The 24,874-nt window shown below is 42.6% G+C and carries 22 protein-coding genes and 5 tRNA genes; 26 read left to right on the forward strand and 1 reads right to left on the reverse strand.

From position 1 onward, the window contains the following. Positions 1 to 160: 160 nt before the first annotated feature. The gene (locus tag F9K23_02500; GenBank protein ID KAB2918037.1) at positions 161 to 760 is read right to left on the reverse strand and encodes a YihA family ribosome biogenesis GTP-binding protein; all 600 of its coding nucleotides are present in this window, start codon (positions 758 to 760) and stop codon (positions 161 to 163) included. Positions 761 to 867: 107 nt separating this feature from the next. On the opposite strand from F9K23_02500, the gene ubiE reads away from it, so the two are divergent. The 26 genes from ubiE to surE all read left to right on the forward strand — a co-directional run bounded on the left by ubiE (position 868) and on the right by surE (position 24,633). Further along, positions 868 to 1,596, forward strand: coding sequence for a bifunctional demethylmenaquinone methyltransferase/2-methoxy-6-polyprenyl-1,4-benzoquinol methylase UbiE (ubiE, locus tag F9K23_02505; protein KAB2918038.1), 729 nt, complete (start codon positions 868 to 870; stop codon positions 1,594 to 1,596). Beyond that, a complete protein-coding gene (locus tag F9K23_02510) occupies positions 1,569 to 2,279 on the forward strand; it encodes a PorT family protein (GenBank protein KAB2918039.1) in 711 nt (236 codons plus the stop codon). Before ubiE ends, F9K23_02510 begins: the two co-directional genes overlap by 28 nt. Positions 2,280 to 2,299: 20 nt before the next feature. Continuing rightward, positions 2,300 to 3,418: a tRNA guanosine(34) transglycosylase Tgt gene (tgt, locus tag F9K23_02515; protein ID KAB2918040.1), complete on the forward strand. Its 1,119-nt coding sequence runs from the start codon at positions 2,300 to 2,302 to the stop codon at positions 3,416 to 3,418. A gap of 26 nt (positions 3,419 to 3,444) precedes the next feature. Next, positions 3,445 to 4,548, forward strand: a complete 1,104-nt coding sequence (locus tag F9K23_02520; protein KAB2918041.1) for a YjgP/YjgQ family permease — start codon at positions 3,445 to 3,447, stop codon at positions 4,546 to 4,548. 90 nt (positions 4,549 to 4,638) lie between these two features. Beyond that, positions 4,639 to 5,883 (forward strand): aminotransferase class I/II-fold pyridoxal phosphate-dependent enzyme, encoded by a 1,245-nt coding sequence (locus F9K23_02525; protein ID KAB2918042.1) that lies wholly within the window; start codon positions 4,639 to 4,641, stop codon positions 5,881 to 5,883. A 587-nt stretch (positions 5,884 to 6,470) separates the two neighbouring features. Next, positions 6,471 to 7,334, forward strand: coding sequence for a hypothetical protein (locus F9K23_02530; GenBank protein ID KAB2918043.1), 864 nt, complete (start codon positions 6,471 to 6,473; stop codon positions 7,332 to 7,334). A 138-nt stretch (positions 7,335 to 7,472) separates the two neighbouring features. After that, entirely contained in the window at positions 7,473 to 8,633 is a 1,161-nt protein-coding gene (locus tag F9K23_02535; protein ID KAB2918301.1) for an acyl-CoA dehydrogenase, read from the forward strand. A gap of 58 nt (positions 8,634 to 8,691) precedes the next feature. Then, a complete protein-coding gene (locus F9K23_02540) occupies positions 8,692 to 8,883 on the forward strand; it encodes a 30S ribosomal protein S21 (GenBank protein ID KAB2918044.1) in 192 nt (63 codons plus the stop codon). 55 nt (positions 8,884 to 8,938) lie between these two features. Further along, a complete protein-coding gene (locus tag F9K23_02545) occupies positions 8,939 to 9,829 on the forward strand; it encodes a tyrosine-type recombinase/integrase (GenBank protein ID KAB2918045.1) in 891 nt (296 codons plus the stop codon). A gap of 24 nt (positions 9,830 to 9,853) precedes the next feature. After that, positions 9,854 to 10,159, forward strand: coding sequence for a ribosome-associated translation inhibitor RaiA (raiA, locus tag F9K23_02550; GenBank protein ID KAB2918046.1), 306 nt, complete (start codon positions 9,854 to 9,856; stop codon positions 10,157 to 10,159). A 98-nt stretch (positions 10,160 to 10,257) separates the two neighbouring features. Next, positions 10,258 to 10,330 (forward strand) — tRNA-Thr (locus F9K23_02555). Between the two features lie 18 nt (positions 10,331 to 10,348). Then, positions 10,349 to 10,432, forward strand: a tRNA-Tyr gene (locus F9K23_02560). A 26-nt stretch (positions 10,433 to 10,458) separates the two neighbouring features. Beyond that, positions 10,459 to 10,531 (forward strand) — tRNA-Gly (locus F9K23_02565). 58 nt (positions 10,532 to 10,589) lie between these two features. Then, positions 10,590 to 10,661, forward strand: a tRNA-Thr gene (locus F9K23_02570). A gap of 86 nt (positions 10,662 to 10,747) precedes the next feature. Further along, positions 10,748 to 11,935, forward strand: a complete 1,188-nt coding sequence (gene tuf, locus F9K23_02575; GenBank protein ID KAB2918047.1) for an elongation factor Tu — start codon at positions 10,748 to 10,750, stop codon at positions 11,933 to 11,935. Positions 11,936 to 12,021: 86 nt separating this feature from the next. Next, positions 12,022 to 12,092, forward strand: a tRNA-Trp gene (locus tag F9K23_02580). A gap of 13 nt (positions 12,093 to 12,105) precedes the next feature. Continuing rightward, the gene (secE, locus tag F9K23_02585) at positions 12,106 to 12,300 is read left to right on the forward strand and encodes a preprotein translocase subunit SecE (GenBank protein ID KAB2918048.1); all 195 of its coding nucleotides are present in this window, start codon (positions 12,106 to 12,108) and stop codon (positions 12,298 to 12,300) included. Positions 12,301 to 12,312: 12 nt separating this feature from the next. Continuing rightward, positions 12,313 to 12,852: a transcription termination/antitermination factor NusG gene (gene nusG / locus F9K23_02590; GenBank protein ID KAB2918049.1), complete on the forward strand. Its 540-nt coding sequence runs from the start codon at positions 12,313 to 12,315 to the stop codon at positions 12,850 to 12,852. A gap of 83 nt (positions 12,853 to 12,935) precedes the next feature. After that, positions 12,936 to 13,376, forward strand: coding sequence for a 50S ribosomal protein L11 (rplK, locus tag F9K23_02595; GenBank protein KAB2918050.1), 441 nt, complete (start codon positions 12,936 to 12,938; stop codon positions 13,374 to 13,376). Positions 13,377 to 13,406: 30 nt separating this feature from the next. Then, positions 13,407 to 14,105 (forward strand): 50S ribosomal protein L1, encoded by a 699-nt coding sequence (locus tag F9K23_02600; GenBank protein ID KAB2918051.1) that lies wholly within the window; start codon positions 13,407 to 13,409, stop codon positions 14,103 to 14,105. Between the two features lie 30 nt (positions 14,106 to 14,135). After that, complete coding sequence (locus F9K23_02605; protein ID KAB2918052.1) at positions 14,136 to 14,660, forward strand: 50S ribosomal protein L10; 525 nt, start codon at positions 14,136 to 14,138, stop codon at positions 14,658 to 14,660. Between the two features lie 64 nt (positions 14,661 to 14,724). Further along, a complete protein-coding gene (locus F9K23_02610) occupies positions 14,725 to 15,102 on the forward strand; it encodes a 50S ribosomal protein L7/L12 (protein ID KAB2918053.1) in 378 nt (125 codons plus the stop codon). A 108-nt stretch (positions 15,103 to 15,210) separates the two neighbouring features. Continuing rightward, entirely contained in the window at positions 15,211 to 19,023 is a 3,813-nt protein-coding gene (gene rpoB, locus F9K23_02615; protein ID KAB2918054.1) for a DNA-directed RNA polymerase subunit beta, read from the forward strand. Between the two features lie 43 nt (positions 19,024 to 19,066). Continuing rightward, on the forward strand, positions 19,067 to 23,341 hold the full coding sequence (rpoC, locus tag F9K23_02620) for a DNA-directed RNA polymerase subunit beta' (GenBank protein ID KAB2918055.1): 4,275 nt from the start codon (positions 19,067 to 19,069) through the stop codon (positions 23,339 to 23,341). A gap of 124 nt (positions 23,342 to 23,465) precedes the next feature. After that, entirely contained in the window at positions 23,466 to 23,777 is a 312-nt protein-coding gene (locus F9K23_02625) for a DUF3467 domain-containing protein (GenBank protein ID KAB2918056.1), read from the forward strand. A gap of 79 nt (positions 23,778 to 23,856) precedes the next feature. Further along, the gene (gene surE, locus F9K23_02630; GenBank protein ID KAB2918057.1) at positions 23,857 to 24,633 is read left to right on the forward strand and encodes a 5'/3'-nucleotidase SurE; all 777 of its coding nucleotides are present in this window, start codon (positions 23,857 to 23,859) and stop codon (positions 24,631 to 24,633) included. Positions 24,634 to 24,874: the final 241 nt, after the last annotated feature.

Genomic DNA, 24,874 nt, shown 5'->3' on the forward strand with positions numbered 1-24,874 from the left:
AATATAAAATTCAGGTCTTTTATGTGTAACGTTCCGAATGGTCTTAAACCATTCGGAACGAATCATTGCAAAACAGCGACGGGTTTTATACCCGTCGTAATAGGAGGGATAATAACGATGGGTTTTATACCCATCGACCAAAATAAGGTTTCAAACAGCCCTACTCCTGACTAGCCAGTATCTTTTGTATGTAAGTAAGCACCTCATCCTTACCTGTTTTCTTCTCAGCCGAAGTAATAAAATAAGGAGGCAGGGTTTCCCAAACCGTTAGCAGTTCATCCAAAAAAGCAGTAGTGTTGCGTTGCAACTCGCTTGGCTTTAGTTTATCAGCTTTTGTAAAAACAATGCTCAAAGGCAACCCGTTTTCACCCAGCCAGTTTACAAACTCAATATCAATTTTTTGGGGCGGCAGGCGGCAATCAATCAGCACAAATACATTGCACAAGGGCTCACGTTTTAGCATATACGAGCTAATCATACCTTCCCATTTTTCGCGCAATGTTTTTGATACCTTGGCATAACCGTAGCCGGGCAAATCCACCAAATACCAATAATCGTCAATCAAAAAGTGATTGATGGTTTGGGTTTTTCCGGGGGTAGCAGATGTTTTTGCCAGTTTGGCCTGTCCCGTCAGCATATTAATTAGTGAGGATTTACCCACGTTTGAGCGGCCGATAAAAGCCATTTCGGGTAATTGCGTATTGGGGAGTTTACTTATCTCTGCAAAACTGCTTATAAACTTAGCACTTGTGATATTCATTACTTTTGGCCTCTATTTTGCTACCTTTGCAAACCTAAAACAAATTGTAATGTTTAGCATACATATAATTATATAGCAAGCACATTACAAACAACCCAAGTACACCATTGGAAACCGTAACCCCTTATAAAGACTCAGAACTGGGCAAGAAGCAGCAGGTAGAAAAGATGTTTGACAGCATTGCCCACCGCTACGATTTTTTGAATCATTTTCTTTCGATGGGTATTGATAAAGGCTGGAGGCGCAAAGCCATCAACCTGCTAAAACCCATTAAACCCCAAAGCGTATTGGATATAGCCACCGGAACCGGTGACATTGCTTTTGAGGTGAACAAACGATTGAACCCGCAAACACTGGTAGGTCTTGACTTATCAGAGGGTATGCTGAGCTTTGCCCGCGAAAAAGCCCAAAAGCGTAATTTGCAGGATAAAATCAGTTTTGTGAAGGGCGATAGCGAAAATCTTGAGTTTGCAGACAATAGTTTTGATGCTGTAATCGTTGCTTTTGGTGTAAGGAACTTTGAAAACCTTCAAAAAGGACTATCCGAAATTTTCAGGGTGTTGAAACCCGGAGGCAAATTGGTGGTGCTTGAATTTTCTAAACCTAAAAAAACACCCATTAAGCAACTGTATAATTTTTACTTTAGCAATATCTTGCCCCTGTGGGGAAAGATGATTTCAAAAGACCAGAGTGCATATACATACCTTCCGCAATCAGTAATGGCATTTCCTGAAGGGGATGCGTTTTGCGGGATTATGAAAAGCACCGGTTTTAATACAGTTGAACAGAAAACATTAACCTTCGGCATTTGTACGGTTTACTCAGGCATACGATAAAAGTAACAGTTTGGCTTATCCTGCTGGTTGGCAGCGCGCAACTTAGTGCCCAACAGCTAAATATGCCCAACTATTGGTCGAAAAAGAAATTGCATTTCGGCTTTACGTTGGGTGCCAATAATAACGACTTCAAAATCCGTTTGGATAATGAGTTCCTTAATATTGATACCCTGCATAGTATTTCGGTTAGGCGTTTCCCAGGATTTGTATTGGGCGGCATTGCCGATTTTAGCTTTGCCGAAAACTTTAACCTGCGTGCACTACCCTCAATAGCCTTTGCGCAGCGTAACCTTGTATATAAATTCACCAACTCAAGAAGCAATCGCGAGGTAAAAATCGAATCGGTGTATTTAGAGATACCTTTATTAGTAAAATACCGTACCCGCCGTTTTGGCAATTACGGGTTTTATGTAACAGGCGGGTTTAAATACAGCTACGATTTGGCTTCAAACATTGATGCCCAACGCAGTCTTGCCGACCCCGTGGTGGCAGTTCAGCCGCATACATTCAGCTACGAGTTAGGCGCAGGATTCGATATTTACTTCCCTTTCTTTAAACTTTCACCCGAGCTAAAACTTACCAACGGCATCAGCAATGCACTGGTAAAAGACGGCTACGTATATACCGAAAGCATGAACGGTTTGTGGAGTCGTATTGTAAACTTTTCGTTTCACTTTGAATAAAACTTACTTTTGCCCCTCGCATGAAATTTACAGTACAGGCAGAAGATAAAAACAGCAAAGCCCGCACGGGCGAAGTAGAAACAGCGCACGGGGTGATACAAACCCCCATTTTTATGCCTGTGGGTACGGCAGGCACCGTAAAAGCAGTTACCCAACACGATTTAAAAGAACACATCAACGCCCAAATAATATTGGGCAATACCTACCATTTATACTTGCGCCCCGGCACCGATGTTTTAAAACAGGCCGGCGGCTTGCATAAGTTTATTAATTGGGACAGACCAATACTTACCGATAGCGGCGGGTATCAGGTATTTTCATTGGCCGATAACCGTAAGCTAACAGAAGAAGGTGCTAAGTTCAAATCGCACATCGACGGTAGTATGCACCTGTTTACTCCTGAAGGGGTAATGGACATACAACGCCTGATAGGGGCTGATATAATTATGGCTTTTGATGAGTGTACTCCATACCCTTGCGAGCCTAAATATGCCAAAAACTCAATGGAGCTTACCCACCGTTGGTTAAAAAGGTGTGTAGACCATTTTAGAGCCACCGACCCTTTGTACGGGTACGAGCAAACGCTTTTTCCCATTGTGCAGGGCAGTGTGTATGCTGATTTGCGCAAACAATCGGCAGAATACATTGCAAGCATGGATTGCGATGGCAATGCTATTGGCGGTCTTTCAGTAGGCGAGCCTGCCGAGATGATGTATGAAATGACGGAGCTGGTATGCGGTATTTTGCCCCGCAGCAAACCCCGTTACCTGATGGGTGTAGGCACTCCCGCAAACTTGCTTGAATGTATTGCATTGGGCATAGATATGTTTGATTGTGTGATGCCTACCCGCAATGCCCGCAACGGAATGCTATTTACTGCCGAAGGCACAATGAACATGCGCAACGAGAAGTGGAAAGAAGATTTTAGCCCCGTTGACGAAACCATTACCCCGCATTTTAGCAAAGCCTACCTGCGCCATTTGATACACGCGGGCGAAATGTTGGGAGCTATGATAGCCAGTCGCCACAACCTTACTTTTTATCTATGGTTGATGGAACAAGCCCGTCAAAAAATAAACGAAGGCACTTTTTTTGAGTGGAAACAACAAATGGTTCCAAAATTGCAAAGAAGGCTGTAATAATTTGAATAACGGATAACCAATAACTGATAACCACGATAGTGTTAACGATAATCGACAGGTACATATTAAAAAAATACTTTACCACCTTTTTCTTTTCATTAGGGTTGGCCATAATGGTATCTATCGTTGTTGATACTTCTGAAAAGATGGACGACTTTATCAGCTCCAAAGTATCCTTTGGGGGGCTGGTGTTTGGGTATTACATTTATTTTGTACCGTATTTTTATAACCTGTTTAGCCCGCTGTTCACCTTTTTGGCCGTATTGCTTATTACCTCCAAAATGGCTTCCGATTCAGAAATCGTTTCCATACTTGCCAGCGGGGTCAGTTTCAAACGGCTTTTACGTCCGTTTCTCATTGGTGCAGCAGTGCTAGCCGTTATCACCTACTTATTAAACTCTTGGGTGATACCCGAAACCGAACAACGGCGCGTTGATTTTCAGAACCGAGTTCTTAAAGGTCGCAAGCTGGATAACAACTGGAAAAACAACATTCACCGCCAGCTTGAAAAAGGGCAGTTTCTTTACCTTCAAACCTATAATAATAAAGACAGCTTCGGTTACCACATGACATTAGACCGTTTTGAGGGGCTTGATTTAAAACAAAAAATTTACGCTGAAAAACTGTACTGGAATTCCGAAAGTCAATCGTGGGCCTTGCAGAATTATTTTATCCGTGAGTTTTTACCATCAGGAGATGAGGGTATAAAAAAGGGCGACCAGATGGATATTTCGATGAATTTTAATCCGCAGGACGTTTTCAGGCGAAACGATGAAGTGGGCGTACTAAACAACCGCGAAATCAATGAATTTATCGAAGCCGAAAAAATACGCGGAGCAGAAAACATAGATTTTTATTTGATTGAAAAATACCGCCGCATAGCATTCCCTTTTGCCGGCGTCATACTCACCCTCATCGCCTTTGTAATATCATCGCGCAAGGTGCGGGGCGGGGTGGGCATCCATCTTGGCTTGGGAGTATTAATAGGGGGCAGCTTTATGCTGTTTAGCCATTTTGGTAACACCTTTGCCACCTCAGGCGGTTTAGATCCCTTAATTGCAGTATGGATACCCAACCTCTTGTTCTTGATTATCGGGTTGTATATGTACTCAAAAGCACCAAAATAACAGGGTTATCCACAATTGTGCATGTGTAATATCATAGTTTACAGTAATAATTTTCTTTTATTTTGCCGCAACGTAAAAGCATAGCAGTTTATGGATTTATTTGAGAAGATAGCAGGTAAGCCCGGTCCGCTGGGCATGTGGTCCGAAGGGGCCGAAGGGTATTATATGTTCCCAAAACTTGAAGGCGAAATCAGTAGCCGCATGATTTTTAGGGGCAAAACCAAACTTATTTGGAGCTTAAATAACTACTTGGGGCTGGCCAACCACCCCGAAGTGCGCAAAGCCGATGCGGACGCCGCTGCACAATTCGGTATGGCCTACCCGATGGGTGCCCGCATGATGAGCGGTAACAGCAACTACCACGAGCAATTGGAGCGTGAGCTTGCAAGCTTTGTAGGGTACGATGATGCCATATTGCTAAACTACGGCTACCAAGGTATGGTAAGTGCCATTGACACTTTGGTTGACCGCCACGACGTAATTGTGTACGATGCTGAAAGCCACGCTTGTATTATCGACGGGGTGCGCCTGCACATGGGCAAACGTTTTGTGTACAACCACAACGATATGGACAGCCTTGAAACCCAGTTGAAACGCGCTACCCGTGTAGCTGCTGAAAACAACGGAGGTATATTGGTGATTACTGAAGGTGTGTTTGGAATGAGCGGTGCGCAAGGCAACATAAAAGGCATAGTAGCACTGAAAGAAAAATACAACTTCCGTTTGTTTGTGGATGACGCACACGGTTTCGGCACAATGGGTAAAACCGGCGCAGGGATAGGAGAGGAGCAAGACGTAACCAACGGTATCGATATTTATTTCGGAACCTTTGCTAAGAGCATGGCAGGTATCGGTGCATTTATAGGCGGTAACAAAATGGTTGTAAAACACCTGCGCTATAATATGCGTTCGCAAATATTTGCCAAAAGTTTGCCCATGCCAATGGTTATCGGTGCTTTGAAACGCCTAGAACTGTTGCGCAGCCAACCCGAACACAAAGAGAAACTGTGGACGATAGTAAACGCATTGCAAAACGGCTTACGTGAACGTGGCTTTAATATTGGTGTAACCTCATCGCCCGTTACCCCCGTAATATTAAACGGAACCATACCCGAAGCCACTGCACTTACCCACGATTTACGTGAGAACTACGATATTTTCTGCTCAATAGTAGTATATCCTGTAGTACCCAAAGGAGTTATTTTATTACGCTTGATACCTACTGCTGCACACAGCCTTGCTGATGTAGAAGAAACGTTGAAAGCCTTTAGCGAAGTGAAAGAAAAACTGGCGCAAGGCGTTTACAACGTCGATAAACTGGTAGCAGTGTACTAATAGGTATTCCCCCCCAATTTTATAATAAAAAGCCGAAGGCAGACTTAAGTCTGCCTTCGGCTTTTTAACTGTATAAGCAGCTAACGTTGCGAATGGTTTTAAACCATTCGCAACGAACCCTTGCAAAAGAGACGGGCTTTATGCCCGTCGGGGGTTGGACGGAATAAAGCCCATTGTTATTTTGGGTTTAAAAACCCCACTATTACAATTACCAATCGAGAGATGACTTAAGTCCTCTCTCGCATTGTAATCACAAAAGAGACGGATTTTAATCCGTCGCAGCAAAAAATACCCTTGCGCTTTAAAAACAACAGATTAAAACCTGTTGAACCGACTGATACAAAACGTTGTCTTGCGTTAAGACATTCCGAATGATTTTAAACCATTTGGGATGTTGCTGAATTAAACAGCTTACAAGTTTTGTAACCTGCCTCAAATACACTAAGAAGCAAAATAGTTGTTAATAGCGACTTAGTGTCTTCGTGGCAAAATAGTAAACTCCATCCGTGGACGTTATTTTGACTTTTTAGCCACTCCTTTTAACGTTAAAAAGTAGCAGGTTTCAACCAGTTGCATAAATTCGTAACGTGAAACAACACATAAAGCAGTACTTTCAATTCAGCAGGCGTGAGCGCAACGGCATATTTGTACTGCTCTTTGTATTAATAGCACTAATAATAGTAAGTTTCACCGTACCCCTTTGGGTAGGGACAGATAGGGAAGAGGCAAAGCAACAATTTGAGCAGAACGCCCTTGAACTTAAACAACTGGCTAATGAACAAGCTACAACCCAACAAAGTTTACTTAAACCCTTCAACCCCAATACCTATAGCTTAGATTCTTTAATGGCCTGCGGTATTCCTAAAAAGCTTGCTGCACAAATCATCAACTACCGCCAAAAAGTAGGACCGTTTGCCACCAAAGCCGATTTTGCCAAACTGTATAACCTCACCGATAGCTTATACAAAGTGTACTTACCGTTTTTGGTATTACCGGATGCAGAAACATCTAAAAGTGAAAAACCAGCCTCACGTGGGTTGGTTGAAATAAACACTGCCGACTCATTGCAGCTACTGGCGGTAAAAGGTATCGGCCCTTATTTTGCCCACAAAATCCTGCAATACCGTAATCAACTAGGGGGCTACTATAGTCTTAGCCAATTGGGAGAAGCCTTTACCATTCCCGTAGCCTCGCTGGCCGAAAAGCAACAACGCATGGATGAAATCAAAGCGCAGCTAACGGTAAATATTTCTCGTATCAAAAAAATAAATATTAACACAGCTACCCAAAAGCAGCTGTCCGCACATCCGTATATCAGCTATAAGCAGTCTTCGGCAATACCCAAATACATTGCCCGCTATGGCAAAATAAAAAGCCTTGACGATTTAACAGTGTTGGGCATCATTACTACCCGCGATGCAGTTCTGCTAAAACATTATGTATCGTTTTAGGCGATGTTAAATAGCACAATGTGTTGCAGTTAGTTTATCGATAATTACACATTGTACATAGCCGGATGGGATAAAATTGAAAATTAGCTTTATTTTTGCCAAAATCGGAAATTGTTTAAAATGAGTTCAACAGGAGAAATGATAGATACTTCCACAACATTGGGTTTTGCAGAAACCGAGAATATGAAGATGGTGCGCGATATGGTGCGCGATTTTGCCGACCGCCATATAAGGCCAAAAATGATGGAATGGGACGAAAGTCAAGAGTTTCCTATCGAGGTTTTTAAACAATTGGGCCAGCTGGGTTTGATGGGCGTTTTAGTTCCCACAGAATACGGAGGCTCAGGTTTCGGATACTTTGAGTATGCAACCGTAATCAGCGAAATTTCTAAAGTTTGCGGTTCAATAGGTCTTTCGGTAGCTGCGCACAACTCATTGTGCACCGGCCACATTATGTACTTTGGTTCAGAAGAACAAAAACAAAAATACTTACCAAAACTTGCCACTGCTGAGTGGATTGGTGCTTGGGGTCTTACCGAGCCCAACACAGGTTCAGATGCATTCCGCATGATGACGGTAGGCGTGCAGGATGGTGATTACTGGGTGATAAACGGTGCAAAAAGCTGGATTACACACGGTAAAAGCGGTGATGTAGCAGTAGTGATGGTGCGTACAGGTGAATTGCTTGACAGCAACGGTATTACTGCATTTGTAATTGAAAAAGGAACACCGGGCTTTAGTGCCGGCCGTAAAGAAAACAAACTTGGAATGCGCGCCAGCGAAACTACCGAGTTGATTTTTGAGAACTGCCGTGTACACAAAAGCCAGATATTAGGCGAAGTAGGCCAAGGTTTCAAACAAGCCATGAAAGTATTAGAAGGCGGTCGCATATCAATCGCAGCACTTTCATTAGGTATTGCCAAAGGAGCTTACGAAGCATCGCTTAAATATGCAAGAGAACGCGAACAGTTTGGTAAACCCATCGGTGAGTTTCAAGCCATCGGGTTTAAATTAGCAGATATGGCTACCCAAATAGAAGCTTCAGAATTGCTTATTATGCAAGCAGCTGATTGTAAAAACCGCAATATGCCATTAAACAAACTTTCGGCAATGGCTAAGTATTACGCATCAGAAGTAGCTGTAAAAGTATCTACCGAAGCCGTGCAGATATTTGGTGGCTATGGCTATACCAAAGATTATCCGGTAGAGAAATTTTACCGCGATAGCAAACTTTGCACCATTGGCGAAGGCACATCAGAGATACAAAAGTTAGTAATCTCAAGAGAGATTTTGAAATAGCTTGCACATAACAGATTAGTGTATTATTTTTGCAACCCCATTTGGAATTTTATTTGACATGATTATAGTTAACGTAAAAGAAAACGAAAGCTTAGATAAAGCCCTTAAGAAGTTTAAAAAGAAGTTTGAAAAAACTGGAGTACTGAAAGAACTTCGTCGCCGTCAGGCCTTTGAGAAACCCTCAATTTCTCGTCGTATGCAAATCATTAAGGCTGCCTACAAGCAATCGCAACAAATCACAGGCGAATAATTTCGACCTGCTGGTTAATGATATTTAATTTCTGTATCTTTACACGTAAAGTGTGATGGATACAGAAATTTTGTTTTTTATTGAGTATTTGGTAGTTGAGAAGAAATACTCGCAACATACCATCGCTGCCTACCAAAACGATTTAGACCAGTTTGCCCAATACGTAACCAACCATTACGGAGCAGTTACAGTAGATACCATCACCCATCAACAAATTCGCAGCTGGCTTGCACAATTACTTTCAGAGGGCGTAAAAGCCACTTCGGTAAACCGAAAGATATCCAGCCTAAAAAGCTTCTTTAAATACCTCAAAAAAACGGGTAAGGCCGATGGCAATCCCATGGCCAAGGTTCAATCACCCAAAAAGCCCAAACAACTGCCTGTATTTGTTGAAAAAGGCAAAATGGAGGTATTAACCGAAAACATATTGCCCGAGGACGGCGATGACTTCCTATCACTACGCAATAGGTTGGTTGTAGAAATGCTGTATGGAACGGGTATGCGTTTAAGCGAGCTAATCAACCTGAAAGAAACGGATGTAGATTTTTACGGACAAACGCTAAAAGTGCTAGGAAAACGCAATAAAGAGCGCATTATCCCTATCAGTAAGCCCTTACTTGAAATTGTTGAAAAATACCTGGCTGCTAAGGCTGAAAATTCCGAAAAATGTTTATATTTGTTATGCAACAAGGGAGACAAAATGTATCCCGGGCTGGTATATAAAATTGTGAAGGGGAATTTGTCATTGGTTACCACAGTAAAGAAAAAAAGTCCACACGTGTTGCGCCATACATTCGCTACCCATCTGTTAGAAAACGGCGCCGACCTTAACGCAATCAAAGAATTGCTAGGGCACGCCAGCCTTGCGGCTACACAGGTATACACACACAACTCTATAGAACGCCTAAAGGAGGTACATAAAAAGTCCCATCCAAAATCATCATAAGTTTAACCCTTAATTTTACGAGCTATGCAAATCATGATTCAATCTATTCATTTCGACGCTGACAGGAAACTTATTGCTTACATCCAAAAGCGCCTTGAGAAGCTGCTCACATTTCATGATAACATCATTGATGCAAATGTGTATTTGAAAGTTGAAAAAAGTGGAGACAATAACAACAAAACCCTCGAGGTTAAACTAAATGTTCAGAACCAAACACTATTTTGTGAAGAGCACTGCCGCACGTTCGAATGCGCTATAGATCTGGCAGTTGAGTCACTAAAAATGCAGTTGAAAAAGTACAAAGACAAACTTCGTGCTGTAAATTTTTAAAAATTTCTTTGCACAAATAATTTTTTCATCTACTTTTGCAGTCCTTTGAAAAAGTACGAAACGTACTGACATCAAAGGACTGTTCTTTTTTATAACAAGCCACTTTAGCTCAGCTGGTAGAGCAACTGATTTGTAATCAGTAGGTCGCTGGTTCGATCCCGGCAAGTGGCTCGCATTTTAAATGCAAACGGGGAGATACCAGAGTGGCCAAATGGGACGGACTGTAAATCCGTTGGGAAACCTACGAAGGTTCGAATCCTTCTCTCCCCACCAAATGCATAGCACAGCTATGCAGGTTTGCGGGAGTAGCTCAGTTGGTAGAGCGACAGCCTTCCAAGCTGTAGGTCGCGGGTTCGAGCCTCGTCTCCCGCTCAAAAGCAAACCGGGCATTGTTATAGCACCCGCAAAACATGCAAGTGAAATGCAAACTGCCGTTGTAGCTCAGGGGTAGAGCACTTCCTTGGTAAGGAAGAGGTCGTGAGTTCAATTCTCATCAACGGCTCTAGAAAGTGAAAAAGATAGGTGCAGAACAAAACAGAAAGAAGTTTATATTTTTAAACATAAAACGAATACTTAAACAAAAATAAAATGGCTAAAGAGAATTTCGACCGTTCAAAACCTCACGTGAACATTGGTACAATTGGTCACGTGGATCACGGTAAAACTACACTTACGGCTGCCATTACCAAAGTATTGGCTGACGCCGGTTTGTCAGAAGCCCGCTCATTTGATTCAATCGACGCAGCTCCTGAAGAAAAAGAACGCGGTATTACCATTAACACCGCCCACGTTGAATATCAAACCGCTAACCGTCACTACGCTCACGTAGATTGCCCAGGTCACGCTGACTATGTTAAGAACATGGTTACTGGTGCTGCGCAAATGGACGGTGCTATATTGGTGGTTGCTTCAACCGACGGTCCTATGCCTCAAACTCGCGAGCACATCCTTTTGGCTCGTCAGGTAGGTGTACCTCAACTTGTTGTATTTATGAACAAAGTTGACATGGTTGACGATCCCGAACTACTTGACCTAGTAGAAATGGAAATCCGCGAACTGTTGAGTTTCTACAACTTCGACGGTGACAATATCCCAGTTATCCGTGGTTCAGCACTTGGTGCTTTGAACGGCGAACCTAAGTGGGTTGACACTGTTAAAGCTCTTATGGATGCTGTTGACAACTGGATTCCAATTCCTCCACGTTTGACTGACCAACCTTTCTTGATGCCTATCGAGGACGTGTTCTCAATCACTGGTCGTGGTACTGTTGCTACCGGTAGGATTGAAAGGGGTGTAATCAACTCTGGTGATCCTGTAGAAATCATCGGTATGGGTTCTGAAAAACTAACCTCAACCGTAACTGGTATCGAGATGTTCCGTAAGATCCTTGACCGTGGTGAAGCTGGTGATAACGCAGGTTTGTTGCTACGTGGTATCGACAAAGAATCTATCCGTCGTGGTATGGTTATTTGCAAGCCAGGTTCAGTAACTCCTCACAAAGCATTCAAAGGCGAGGTTTATATCCTTACCAAAGAAGAAGGTGGTCGTCACACCCCATTCTTCAACAAATACAAGCCTCAGTTCTACTTCCGTACAACTGACGTTACCGGTGACGTATCTCTTCCAGAAGGTACTGAAATGGTAATGCCCGGTGATAACGTAACTATCACAGTTGCCCTTTTGAACCCAATCGCTATGGAAAAAGGTCTTCGTTTCGCTATCCGCGAAGGTGGACGTACCATCGGTGCAGGTCAGGTAACTGAAATTCTTGACTAATCGTCGAGGATTTAAAATATAAATGATACGAAATCAATCCCGTTAACTCGGGATTGATTTTTGTATCTTATGAAAAACTTAAAGTTAGGGGTATAGTTCAAAGGTAGAATAGCGGTCTCCAAAACCGTTGATATGGGTTCGAGTCCTGTTACCCCTGCGAAACCTGAATTATGAAAAGGGTAAAAGAATATATAGCTGCGTCATACGACGAATTAGTAACCAAAGTTAGCTGGCCTACTTGGGAAGAGTTACAAGACAGTACTATCTTGGTATTGGTATCTTCAGTAATATTTTCTTTTGTAGTATGGGGAGCAGACTTGGGCTTGAGTGAACTTCTGAAGATGGTTTACTCGTTTTTTAAATAATAGAGGTACCGTATGCAGGATTTTAAGTGGTATGTAGTGAGGGCTATTAGTGGCCAGGAGAAAAAGGTAAAAGCCTACATAGAGAATGAACTTGCACGTGCAGGTCTTAGTGATTTTGTACCGCAGGTGCTTATCCCTATGGAAAAGGTGTACCAAATACGTAATGGCAAAAAAACCTCAAAAGAGCGTAGCTTTTATCCCGGATACATACTTATACAAGCAAACTTGGTGGGCGAAGTTGCCCCCATTATTATTGGTATAAATGGTGTTGTTGGATTTTTGGGAGCCAAAGACCAACCAATACCTCTGCGCCAAGCCGAAGTTGCCCGTATATTGGGTACAGTTGATGAGCAATCAGAAAAAGGCGAAACCGCAATTGAACCTTTTATAGTAGGCGAAACCGTGAAAGTTACCGATGGTCCTTTCAGCGGATTTAGCGGTACTATAGAAGAGGTATATGAGGAGAAAAAGAAACTTAAGGTAATGGTTAAGATATTTGGCCGCCGCACACCTTTAGAACTAAACTACGTACAAGTAGAAAAAGAACAATAATCAAAATTAACACAACGTACAAGACGCGGTAGCTTCCACCCGCAACTACTACTGAGTGATGATTTATAAATAACTGAAACAGAATGGCAAAGGAAATATTCACCTATATAAAACTACAGATTAAAGGTGGTGCTGCTAACCCGGCTCCCCCCATTGGCCCTGCACTGGGTGCCAAAGGTGTTAATATCATGGAGTTTTGTAAGCAGTTTAATGCCCGCACGCAAGACAAAGCAGGCAAGGTTTGCCCCGTGGTGATAACCGTGTACACAGATAAGTCTTTCGACTTTATCTTGAAAACTCCACCGGTTGCAGCACAACTGCTTGAAGTTTGCAAAATTCAAAAAGGCTCAGACCAACCTAACCGTAAAAAGACAGGTTCGGTTTCTTGGGATCAAGTGAAGCAAATTGCTGAAGAAAAAATGCCTGATTTGAATTGCTTCACAGTAGAATCGGCAATGAAAATGGTTGCCGGTACTGCTCGCAGTATGGGAATAACCGTTACCGGCACTGCACCTTGGGCATAATCTTAAACCACAAAACGAGTTGAGAAAACCATGGCACGTTTAACTAAAAAAAGAAAATTACAATTAGCAAAATACGATCCTAAACAAGCATATACGTTGGTAGATGCTGCCAAGATTGTAAAAGATTTATCATTGACGAAGTTCGATTCGTCAGTTGATATTGACGTTCGCTTGGGTGTTGACCCTCGTAAATCAAACCAAATGGTTAGGGGCACAGCAGTGTTGCCTCATGGAACCGGTAAAACCATCCGTGTACTTGTACTTTGCACTCCTGATAAAGAACAAGAAGCACGCGAAGCCGGTGCCGACCACGTTGGGCTTGACGATTACATTGCCAAAATTGAAAGCGGCTGGACTGATATTGATATCATTATCACCATGCCTACAGTAATGGCAAAGTTGGGTAAACTAGGTAAAATCCTAGGACCCCGTAACCTGATGCCCAATCCAAAATCCGGAACTGTTACGCTGGAGGTTGGTAAAGCTGTGAAGGACGTAAAGGCTGGTAAAATCGACTTTAAAGTTGATAAAACCGGTATCATCCACGCTTCGGTGGGAAAAGCTTCCTTCTCGCCCGAGCATCTCTACGACAATGCTGTTGAATTAATTCAGACATTGGCAAAACTAAAGCCTGCTTCTGCTAAAGGTACTTACATTAAAAGTATCTACATCTCAAGCACGATGAGCCCCGGTGTTAATATTGACACTAAATCGGTTCCCGGTATCTAATGCAGGGACTTAAAGTAAACGTAAAGAGACATGAATAAGCAAGAAAAAGAGGACATTGTTAACAGCTTGGCTGAGCAGTTGCGTAACTATAAATTTATTTATATTACAGATACTTCAAACCTAAGCGCTGGCAATGATAACAAACTTAGGCGCAGCTTACACAAGCAAGGTATAAAAATGCAGGTGGCTAAAAACACCTTAATCCGCAAAGCTATGGAAGCTTCGGGTAATAACTACGGCGAATTGCCAAGTATCCTTAAAGGTACTTCTGCAATTATGTTTAGTGATGATGCCAAAATACCTGCTCTTGCCATTAAAGAATTCAGAAAATCTAACGATAAGCCTTTGTTGAAAGGTGCTTACATTGATTCTGATGTATTTATCGGCGACAGCCAGCTTGATGTACTTACTAAACTAAAATCACGCAACGAACTTATCGGCGAAGTTATCGGTTTGCTGCAATCACCTGCACAAAATGTTATTTCAGCATTGCAATCAGGTGGCAACAAATTGGCCGGTATTGTTAAGACCCTTGAAGAGAGGGCACAAGCATAACTTATTTCAAAAAAAACAAAAACAATTTTTAACTCATTACAAACCTTTTTAAAAAAATAATAAAATGGCAGATTTGAAACAATTCGCGGAACAGTTGGTTAGCTTAACAGTAAAAGACGTAAACGAGCTTGCTAAAATTCTTAAAGAAGAATACGGCATTGAGCCTGCTGCTGCTGCTGTTGCAGTTGCTGCTGCTCCTGCTGGCGATGCAGCCCCTGCTGCTGCTGAGCAAACTGAATTTGACGTAATTCTAAGTTCAGCTGGTGCTGCTAAACTTAACGTTGTTAAGTTAGTAAAAGACCTTACCGGTTTGGGCTTGAAAGAAGCCAAAGACTTGGTTGACGGTGCACCAAAAGCTGTAAAAGAAAAAGTTTCTAAAGAAGAAGCTGAAGCTATTAAAGCTCAATTGGTTGAAGCCGGAGCTACTGTTGAAGTTAAGTAATCATACCGCCCCGATATTTATGCATAGACCCCGGATTTTCCGTGGGTCTATGTACTCTTTTATATACCTGCAACATTTCTCCCTCCTCATTTAATTTATTTTATACCCTTGGCAACTACAATAAACAACCAGGAAAGAATAAGTTTTGCGTCAATCGGGCAAGTAATTGATTACCCCGATTTTCTTGACGTACAACTACAATCCTTCCGCGAGTTTTTCCAGCTTGAAACCTCATCGGAAAACAGGAAAAACGAAGGGCTTTTCAAAGTTTTCTACGAAAACTTCCCTATTAGCGATACCAGGAACATTTTTGAATTGGAGTTCTTGGATTATTTTGTTGACCCTCCCCGCTATACCATTGCTGAGTGTATCGAAAGGGGTCTTACCTATAGCGTTCCACTTAAGGCAAAGTTGCGTCTTTCGTGTAACGACAAAGACCACGAAGATTTTCAAACAATTGTGCAGGATGTGTACTTAGGTACTATCCCTTACATGACTCCTAAAGGTACTTTTATTATTAACGGTGCTGAGCGTGTTGTAGTATCACAATTGCACAGGTCGCCCGGTGTATTTTTTGGGCAATCATACCATACCAACGGAACCAAGCTGTATTCAGCAAGGGTTATCCCATTTAAAGGTTCGTGGATGGAATTCGCTACCGACGTAAACAACGTAATGTATGCTTACATCGATAGGAAAAAGAAATTCCCCGTAACCACGTTATTGCGTGCTATCGGGTTTGAAACCGATAAGGATATTCTTAACATTTTCGACCTAGCGGAAGAAATTAAAGTTAGCAAATCAGGCCTTAAAAAGGTAGTTGGCCGCAAATTGGCTGCAAGGGTACTACGTACTTGGGTAGAAGATTTTGTGGACGAGGATACCGGTGAGGTGGTTTCTATCGAACGTAATGAGGTGATTGTTGAGCGCGATGTTGTGCTTAATGATGACCACATTGATTTGATTATTGATGCCGGTGTGAAGATTATCATCTTGAGTAAAGAAGATACTACCACCAACGATTTTGCTATTATATACAACACACTTCAAAAAGATACTTCAAACAACGGTAAAGAAGCCGTTGAGCATATCTACCGCCAGTTGCGTAACACTGATCCACCGGATGAGGAAACCGCACGCGGTATTATCGAGCGTTTGTTCTTCTCTGATAAACGTTACGATTTGGGTGATGTAGGCCGTTACCGTATCAACCGTAAGTTGGAAATGAATATCCCTATGGAAGTTAAAGTACTTACCAAAGAGGATATCATCGCCATTATAAAATACCTTATTGAGCTAAGTAACTCTCGTGCTGATGTGGATGATATTGACCACTTGAGCAACCGTCGTGTAAGAACGGTAGGTGAGCAGTTGTATGCACAATTTGGTGTAGGTTTAGCACGTATGGCTCGTACCATCCGTGAGCGTATGAACATCCGCGATAACGAGGTATTTACCCCAACCGATTTGATTAACGCACGTACCCTATCGTCAGTTATCAACTCGTTCTTTGGTACCAACCAGCTATCGCAGTTCATGGATCAAACCAACCCCTTGGCTGAGATTACCCACAAGCGTCGTATGTCGGCACTTGGACCCGGTGGTCTTTCACGCGAACGTGCAGGTTTCGAGGTTCGTGACGTACACTATACCCACTACGGTCGTTTGTGTACCATTGAAACTCCTGAAGGTCCGAACATCGGTTTGATTTCATCATTATGTGTTCACGCTAAAATTAACGGCATGGGCTTTATCGAAACTCCTTACCGTAAGGTAGTTGAAGGTAGGGTTGCTGTTGATGAGCCTGTTGAATACCTAAGTGCTGAAGAAGAAGACCGTAAAACAATCGCACAGGCAAACTCTACGATTGACGAAAACGGAAACTTTGATACCGAAAAAGTAAAAGCAAGGTACGAGGGTGACTTCCCGATGGTAGATCCGCACATTGTGGATTACATGGACGTTGCTCCTAACCAGATTGTATCTATAGCAGCTTCACTAATTCCTTTCCTTGAGCACGATGATGCTAACCGTGCGCTGATGGGTTCTAACATGCAACGTCAGGCAGTGCCTTTGTTGCGCCCTGATGCTCCTATCGTAGGTACAGGTTTGGAGAAAAAAGTAGCTGTTGACTCACGTACTTTGGTAATTGCCGAAGGCGATGGTGTGGTTGAATATTCAGACGCACTTGAAATACGCGTGAAATATGAGTACACAGAAGATGAGAAGTTGGTAAGTTTTGCCGGAAACGTTAAAACATATCCTCTTATCAAGTTTTTGCGTACCAACCAAAACACAAGCATCAACCTTAAACCTATTGTTAAAAAAGGTCAAAGGGTAACCAAGGGCGAACCACTTTGCGAAGGTTATGCAACCCGCGATGGTGAGTTGGCTTTGGGTAAAAACCTGCTAGTGGCATTCATGCCTTGGCAAGGTTACAACTTTGAGGATGCGATTGTAATTTCAGAAAAAGTAGTACGTGACGACTGGTTTACCTCGTTGCACGTAACTGAGTATGAACTGGAAGTACGCGATACCAAACGTGGTGAAGAAGAATTAACCAACGATATACCAAACGTGAGCGAAGAAGCTACACGTAACCTTGACGAAAACGGTCTTATCCGCATAGGTGCCGAAGTAGGAGAGGGAGATATATTGATTGGTAAAATCACTCCTAAAGGTGAAACTGAACCTTCGCCCGAAGAAAAACTGTTGCGTGCGATATTTGGTGATAAAGCCGGTGATGTGAAAGATGCATCATTAAAGGCGCCCCCATCAACCAACGGTATCGTAATCGGTAAAAAACTATTCTCACGTGTTAAGAAAGATAAAGTAACCAAAGGTGATGAAAAAACTAAGGTTACCAAGCTTGAAACTGACCATGAGAAAGCAGTAGCAGCCATCAAAAACACATTGGTTGAGAAACTGTTTACAGTAGTTAACGGTAAAACTTCACAAGGTGTAAATAACGTATACAACGAAGAGTTGATACCAAAAGGAGCCAAGTTTACTCAAAAGAACTTGAGCGAAATTGATTACACCAACGTTAACGCTGATAACTGGACTACTGATAAAGCTAAAAACGAGCTAATCAAAGACATTTTGGTTAACTACAAAATAGCTGTTAACGAAGAGATATCAGACTTCCGCCGTAAGCATTTTGCATTAACTGTAGGTGATGAACTACCAACCGGTATTTTGAAACTTGCTAAAATATCTATTGCCAACAAGCGTAAGCTAAAAGTGGGTGATAAGATGGCGGGTCGTCACGGTAACAAAGGTATCGTGGCACGTATAGTAAGGGAAGAGGATATGCCTTTCTTGGCCGACGGAACTCCTGTAGATATTGTATTGAACCCACTGGGCGTACCCTCGCGTATGAACCTTGGACAGATATACGAAACTGTACTGGGATGGGCCGGCTTGAAGCTAGGTGTTAAATTCGCCACTCCTATATTTGATGGTGCATCGCAAGAACAAATTGACGACTATTTGAAGAATGCTAATTTGCCCTTAAACGGTCAAACTTACCTATTCGACGGTTTGTCAGGCGAGCGTTTCCACCAACCAACAACAGTAGGTGTAATCTACATGATGAAACTGGGTCACATGGTGGATGATAAAATGCACGCACGTTCAATCGGACCATACTCACTTATTACACAACAACCTTTGGGTGGTAAAGCCCAGTTTGGTGGTCAGCGTTTTGGTGAGATGGAGGTATGGGCGTTGGAAGCATTTGGTGCATCAAACATCCTTCAAGAAATCCTTACCATCAAGTCGGATGATATCGTAGGCCGTGCCAAAACCTATGAAGCCATTGTGAAAGGTGATAACCTGCCACAACCCGGTATTCCTGAGTCGTTCAATGTATTGATGCATGAACTTCGCGGTTTAGGTTTGGATATCAACCTTGAATAGTTTTAAAAGTTAACAATCACCTTTTTGTAATAAAAGACACTATATGTCGTCAAAAAAAGATTTAAAAGTAAAAGGTAACTTCACCAAAATACGTGTAGGATTGGCTTCACCTGAAACCATTCTTCAACGTTCATACGGTGAGGTAACCAAGCCCGAAACCATAAACTACCGCTCATACAAACCCGAAATGGGCGGTTTGTTTTGCGAAAGGATTTTTGGGCCTGTAAAAGATTACGAATGCCATTGCGGTAAATACAAACGTATCCGTTATAAAGGTATCGTGTGCGATCGTTGCGGGGTGGAGGTTACAGAAAAGAAAGTACGCCGCGAGCGTATGGGACACATCCAATTGGTTGTGCCCGTAGCCCACATTTGGTACTTCCGTTCACTACCTAATAAAATAGGTTACCTGTTAGGCTTGCCTACCAAAAAGCTTGATATGATTATTTACTACGAACGTTACGTAGTAATACAAGCAGGTGTGAAAGCACAAGATGGTGTAAACTACTTGGATTTCTTGACCGAAGAAGAATACTTGGATATTCTTGACTCGTTGCCAAAAGAAAACCAATACCTTGAAGATACTGACCCCAATAAATTCATCGCCAAAATGGGTGCTGAAGGTTTGTGGGATTTGCTTTCAAGGATTAAACTCGACGACCTTTCATACTCACTTCGTCACCAGGCAGCCAACGAAACTTCACAACAACGTAAGCAAGAAGCCTTGAAACGTTTGAAAGTTATCGAAGGTTTCCGTAGTGCAAACGAAGAAGTTGAAAACCGTCCTGAGTGGATGATAATGAAGATATTGCCCGTTATCCCTCCTGAGTTGCGCCCATTGGTGCCTTTGGAAGGCGGACGTTTTGCAACATCGGATTTGAACGACCTTTACCGCCGTGTAATCATACGTAACAACCGTTTGAAACGCCTTATAGAGATCAAAGCTCCCGAGGTGATTTTGCGTAACGAGAAGCGTATGTTGCAAGAAGCTGTTGACTCGTTGTTGGATAACACCCGTCGTGCCAACGCTGTGAAATCAGAAGGTAACCGTCCTTTGAAATCTTTGAGCGATATGCTTAAAGGTAAACAAGGTCGTTTCCGTCAAAACCTTTTGGGTAAAAGGGTTGACTACTCTGGCCGTTCAGTAATTGTGGTAGGTCCAACTCTTGCAATGCATGAGTGCGGTTTGCCAAAAGGTATGGCTGCTGAGTTGTTTAAACCATTTATTATCCGCAAACTGATTGAAAGGGGTATTGTTAAAACCGTAAAATCAGCTAAAAAGATAGTAGACCGTAAAGAAGCGGTAATATGGGAGATTTTGGAGAACATCCTAAAAGCTCACCCCGTATTGCTAAACCGTGCTCCTACGCTGCACAGGTTGGGTATCCAAGCTTTCCAACCTAAATTGGTTGAAGGTAAGGCCATCCGTTTGCACCCATTGGTGTGTACAGGTTTTAACGCGGATTTTGACGGTGACCAGATGGCGGTTCACGTTCCACTTGGAAACGCGGCCATATTGGAAGCCCAAATATTAATGCTTGCTCCCCACAACATTTTGAACCCTGCTAACGGTGCCCCTATTGCGGTACCATCACAGGACATGGTGTTGGGATTGTACTATATAACCAAACTACGCCGCAGCACCCCCGAAAGGCCGGTGAAAGGCGAAGGCCTTACATTCTATGGTTCAGAAGAGGCTATCATTGCCTTTAACGAAGGCCGTGTAGAACTTCACACCATTGTGAAATGTAAAGTTGTAGTTAGGGAGAACAAACAACTGATTGAAAAAATCATCGAAACCAGCGTTGGTCGTATCATCTTCAACCTTGTAGTTCCTTACGGGTTTGGATATGTAAACCAATTGCTAACCAAAAAGTCACTACGTGATACCATTGGTGATATGGTAAAAGAATTTGGCGTGCAAAAAACCGCTAAGTTCCTTGATGATATCAAAAACCTAGGTTTCCACTACGCATTCAAAGGCGGTCTTTCATTTAACTTGGCGTATGTAAACATACCTCAAGAAAAACAAAAACTGATTGACCAAGCTAAAGAAGAGGTAGATGAAATTTGGAGTAACTATAACATGGGTTTCATCACCAATAACGAGCGTTACAACCAGGTAATTGATATCTGGACCCGTATCAACTCGCGTATTTCTGATAGCCTGCTTAAACATTTGAGCACCGACGACCAAGGTTTCAACCCCATTTATATGATGTTGGATTCAGGAGCGCGTGGTTCTAAAGAGCAGATTCGTCAGTTAGGTGGTATGAGGGGATTGATGGCCAAGCCACAGAAAAACGTTGGCGGTGGTACAGGTGAGATTATCGAGAACCCCATTATCTCAAACTTTAAAGAAGGTCTTTCAGTACTAGAATATTTCATCTCTACGCACGGTGCTCGTAAAGGTTTGGCCGATACGGCGTTGAAAACAGCGGATGCGGGTTACCTAACCCGTCGTTTGCACGACGTTGCCCAAGATGTGATTATCACTGATAAAGATTGCGGTACGCTTCGTGGTATCCCAACCTCAGCGTTGAAAGACAACGAGGATATTGTGGAAAGCTTGTACGAGCGTATTTTAGGTCGTACCTGTTTGTATGATATTATTGATCCTATCACAGGTGAGATGATATGTCCTGCAGGTTCAGAACTAACCGAAGATATCTCTAAGAAAATTGATGCGTCAGCCATTGAGATGGTTGAAATACGCTCAGTGTTGACCTGCGAAAGCAAAAACGGTGTGTGCGGTAAGTGTTACGGACGTAACCTTGCTACCGGCCGCATGGTTCAAAAAGGTGAGGCTGTAGGTGTAATTGCCGCACAGTCAATCGGTGAACCCGGTACACAGCTTACCCTGCGTACCTTCCACGTGGGTGGTGCTGCTTCAGGTTCAGCTACAGAATCAACACAAGTTGCCAAATTTGGCGGTATTGTAAGGTTTGAAGATATACGTACAGTAAAAGTGAACGGTACCAACGGCGAGCAAGTTGTTGTATTAGGTCGTTCAGGTGAAGTACGTATCGTTGACGAAACCACCGGCAATACCATCATTACCAACAACGTACCTTACGGTGCACACTTGATGGTATCTGAAGGCCAAAAAATAGAAAAAGGTGACATCATCTGTACTTGGGATCCTTTCAACGCGGTGATTATGACCGAACACTCGGGTAAAATCATGTTCGAAAACATTATCGAAGGTATCACCTTCCGCGAAGAGAGCGACGAACAAACAGGTCACAAAGAAAAAGTAACCATCGATAGCAAGGATAAAACCAAAATCCCTTCAATCAAGATTGTTGATAAGAAAGGTGAAGTACTTAAAGAATACAACATTCCGGTAGGCTCACACATCGTAATCGACGATAAAGAACAAGTTGAAGGTGGACGCATTCTGGTAAAAATACCTCGTGTTACATCACGTAACCGAGATATTACCGGTGGTCTTCCCCGTGTTACTGAATTGTTTGAAGCCCGTAACCCATCTAACCCTGCCGTTGTATCTGAGATTGACGGTGTGGTAAGCTACGGAGGTATTAAGCGTGGTAACCGTGAGATTATGGTTGAATCTAAAGACGGTGAAGTACGTAAGTACATGGTGCCGTTGTCGAAACACATCCTTGTTCAGGACAACGACTTTATCAGAGCCGGTGACCCATTGAGCGACGGTGCGATTACCCCTCAAGATATATTGCGTATTCAAGGCCCTAGCGCTGTACAACGTTATATCGTAAACGGTATCCAAGAGGTTTACCGCTTGCAGGGTGTAAAAATCAACGATAAACACGTTGAGGTGATTGTACGCCAAATGATGCAGAAAGTTGAAATTACCGATCCGGGCGATACTCGTTTCTTGGAAGGTGAAGCTGTAACCCGTTTGAACTTTAATGAGGAAAACGACTGGATTTACGACAAGAAAATTGTTTCTGATGCCGGCGATTCAAGCAACCTGAAAGTAGGTCAGATAGTTACTTTACGTAAACTACGCGACGAAAACTCGATGCTGAAACGTAAGGATATGAAACAGGTTGAAGCTCGCGATGCTGTATCAGCTACTGCACGCCCCGTTGTAATGGGTATTACCAAAGCATCGTTGGGTACACAAAGCTGGATGAGTGCAGCGTCGTTCCAGGAAACTACCAAGGTGTTGAACGAAGCTTCAATATCAGCCAAAGTAGATTACTTGGCAGGTTTGAAAGAAAACGTTATCGTAGGTCACTTGATACCCGCAGGTACCGGTTTGCGCGAATACGAAAAAATGATCGTAGGCTCGCAAGAAGAATACGATATGTTGATGGCAACCAAAGACTAATCAAAACTCCCTTTAGGGAAACTATACAAAACCCACAGGTGCAAACCTGTGGGTTTTTTGTTGCCCTTAGTGCATCAATGCAACCCGCAATACCTTAGATTTGTAATACTAAACAAATACCATAATGAGCGAAGAGAATACACAGCAAATAGATATAGAACTAAGTGAAGATGTGGCTGATGGTACCTACTCAAACCTTGCTATCATCACGCATTCGCATTCTGAATTTATTATTGATTTTATCCGTATGATGCCCGGTGTACCTAAAGCAAAAGTGAAATCGAGGGTGATACTTACCCCCACCCATGCTAAAAGGTTGCTAATGGCCCTTAGCGATAACGTAAATAAGTTTGAAGAAAGCTTCGGCACAATAAACAACGAAGAATCATTCCCAAGTTTCCCCATGAATTTTGGCGGCCCCACAGGGCAAGCATAATTAATTTCTGATTTGTTGACTTGTTGATTTTCTTATTTAAATCAACAAATCTCTAAATCATTAAATAAGCAAATCAAAAGTGAGTAAACAAACGAAGCCCCTTATATTAGTTACTAATGATGACGGTGTATCAGCCCCCGGTATTCGTTTTTTGGTGGAATTGATGAAGCAATTGGGCGATGTGATAGTAGTTGCCCCCGCAGGCCCGCAATCGGGTATGGGGCATGCTATTACCATTTCAAAGCCTTTGCGCTTGGATAAGGTAGATTTATACCCCGGCATCGAAGCCTATCAATCATCAGGCACACCTGTAGATTGTGTTAAAATGGCTGTTGATGTAGTGTTGCACCGTAAACCCGATTTACTGGTTTCAGGTATTAACCACGGTTCCAACTCATCCATCAATGTAATTTACTCAGGCACCATGTCAGCCGCTGTTGAAGGAGCTATAGAAGGCATTCCTTCTGTCGGTTTCTCGTTGTGTGATTATAGCTACGCGGCCAATTTTGCCCCGCTTGAGAAATTTATACTGAGCATTTGCAACAATGTGCTTAAAAACGGGTTGCCCAAGGGTTCACTGTTAAATGTGAATTTCCCCAAGGTGGATAACGAATCAGAAATTAAAGGGATTAAAATATGCCGCCAATGCAAAGGCAAATGGCAGGAGAACTTTGACGAACGTGCTGACCCGGGCGGACGGAAATATTATTGGCTCACAGGTCGGTTTTTAAACGAAGACCACGGTGAGGATACCGATGAGTGGGCACTTGCAAACAATTATGTATCAGTAGTCCCTACACAGTTCGACCTTACTGCATACCATGCAATACCCTACTTAAACGATTGGGATTTGTAAAAACGAGTAAAAAACAGGGTGAAAATACCTGTACTAAATTAAATACTTAATAAATCGGTTAGCGGTGGATATGTGTTTAACCAAAAGGAATAATTTAACGTAGATGCAGCAACTTTGTTCCTGTAAATAAATAATTGCTGTATGTTATTAATGATTATCCCTAGTGTTGCCGAAGTGGTGTTGGCTTCAGTTGTTTGCTTAGGTCTTGTAGTTATGATGATTGACATAGCTTCTAAGAAGA

The sequence above is a fragment of the Bacteroidota bacterium genome (assembly GCA_008933805.1).
GTDB lineage: Bacteria > Bacteroidota > Bacteroidia > UBA8524 > UBA8524 > SB11.

Bases quoted from the DNA above. Each gene is read 5' to 3' on its own strand.
- F9K23_02540 (KAB2918044.1), top strand. From the start codon at position 8,692: ATGATTATAGTTAACGTAAAAGAAAACGAAAGCTTAGATAAAGCCCTT.
- raiA (KAB2918046.1), top strand. From the start codon at position 9,854: ATGCAAATCATGATTCAATCTATTCATTTCGACGCTGACAGGAAACTT.
- F9K23_02610 (KAB2918053.1), top strand. From the start codon at position 14,725: ATGGCAGATTTGAAACAATTCGCGGAACAGTTGGTTAGCTTAACAGTA.
- F9K23_02525 (KAB2918042.1), top strand. From the start codon at position 4,639: ATGGATTTATTTGAGAAGATAGCAGGTAAGCCCGGTCCGCTGGGCATG.
- F9K23_02600 (KAB2918051.1), top strand. From the start codon at position 13,407: ATGGCACGTTTAACTAAAAAAAGAAAATTACAATTAGCAAAATACGAT.
- secE (KAB2918048.1), top strand. From the start codon at position 12,106: ATGAAAAGGGTAAAAGAATATATAGCTGCGTCATACGACGAATTAGTA.
- F9K23_02545 (KAB2918045.1), top strand. From the start codon at position 8,939: ATGGATACAGAAATTTTGTTTTTTATTGAGTATTTGGTAGTTGAGAAG.
- F9K23_02500 (KAB2918037.1), bottom strand. From the start codon at position 760: ATGAATATCACAAGTGCTAAGTTTATAAGCAGTTTTGCAGAGATAAGT.
- tgt (KAB2918040.1), top strand. From the start codon at position 2,300: ATGAAATTTACAGTACAGGCAGAAGATAAAAACAGCAAAGCCCGCACG.
- F9K23_02605 (KAB2918052.1), top strand. From the start codon at position 14,136: ATGAATAAGCAAGAAAAAGAGGACATTGTTAACAGCTTGGCTGAGCAG.
- F9K23_02535 (KAB2918301.1), top strand. From the start codon at position 7,473: ATGATAGATACTTCCACAACATTGGGTTTTGCAGAAACCGAGAATATG.
- F9K23_02625 (KAB2918056.1), top strand. From the start codon at position 23,466: ATGAGCGAAGAGAATACACAGCAAATAGATATAGAACTAAGTGAAGAT.
- rpoC (KAB2918055.1), top strand. From the start codon at position 19,067: ATGTCGTCAAAAAAAGATTTAAAAGTAAAAGGTAACTTCACCAAAATA.
- rplK (KAB2918050.1), top strand. From the start codon at position 12,936: ATGGCAAAGGAAATATTCACCTATATAAAACTACAGATTAAAGGTGGT.
- tuf (KAB2918047.1), top strand. From the start codon at position 10,748: ATGGCTAAAGAGAATTTCGACCGTTCAAAACCTCACGTGAACATTGGT.
- nusG (KAB2918049.1), top strand. From the start codon at position 12,313: ATGCAGGATTTTAAGTGGTATGTAGTGAGGGCTATTAGTGGCCAGGAG.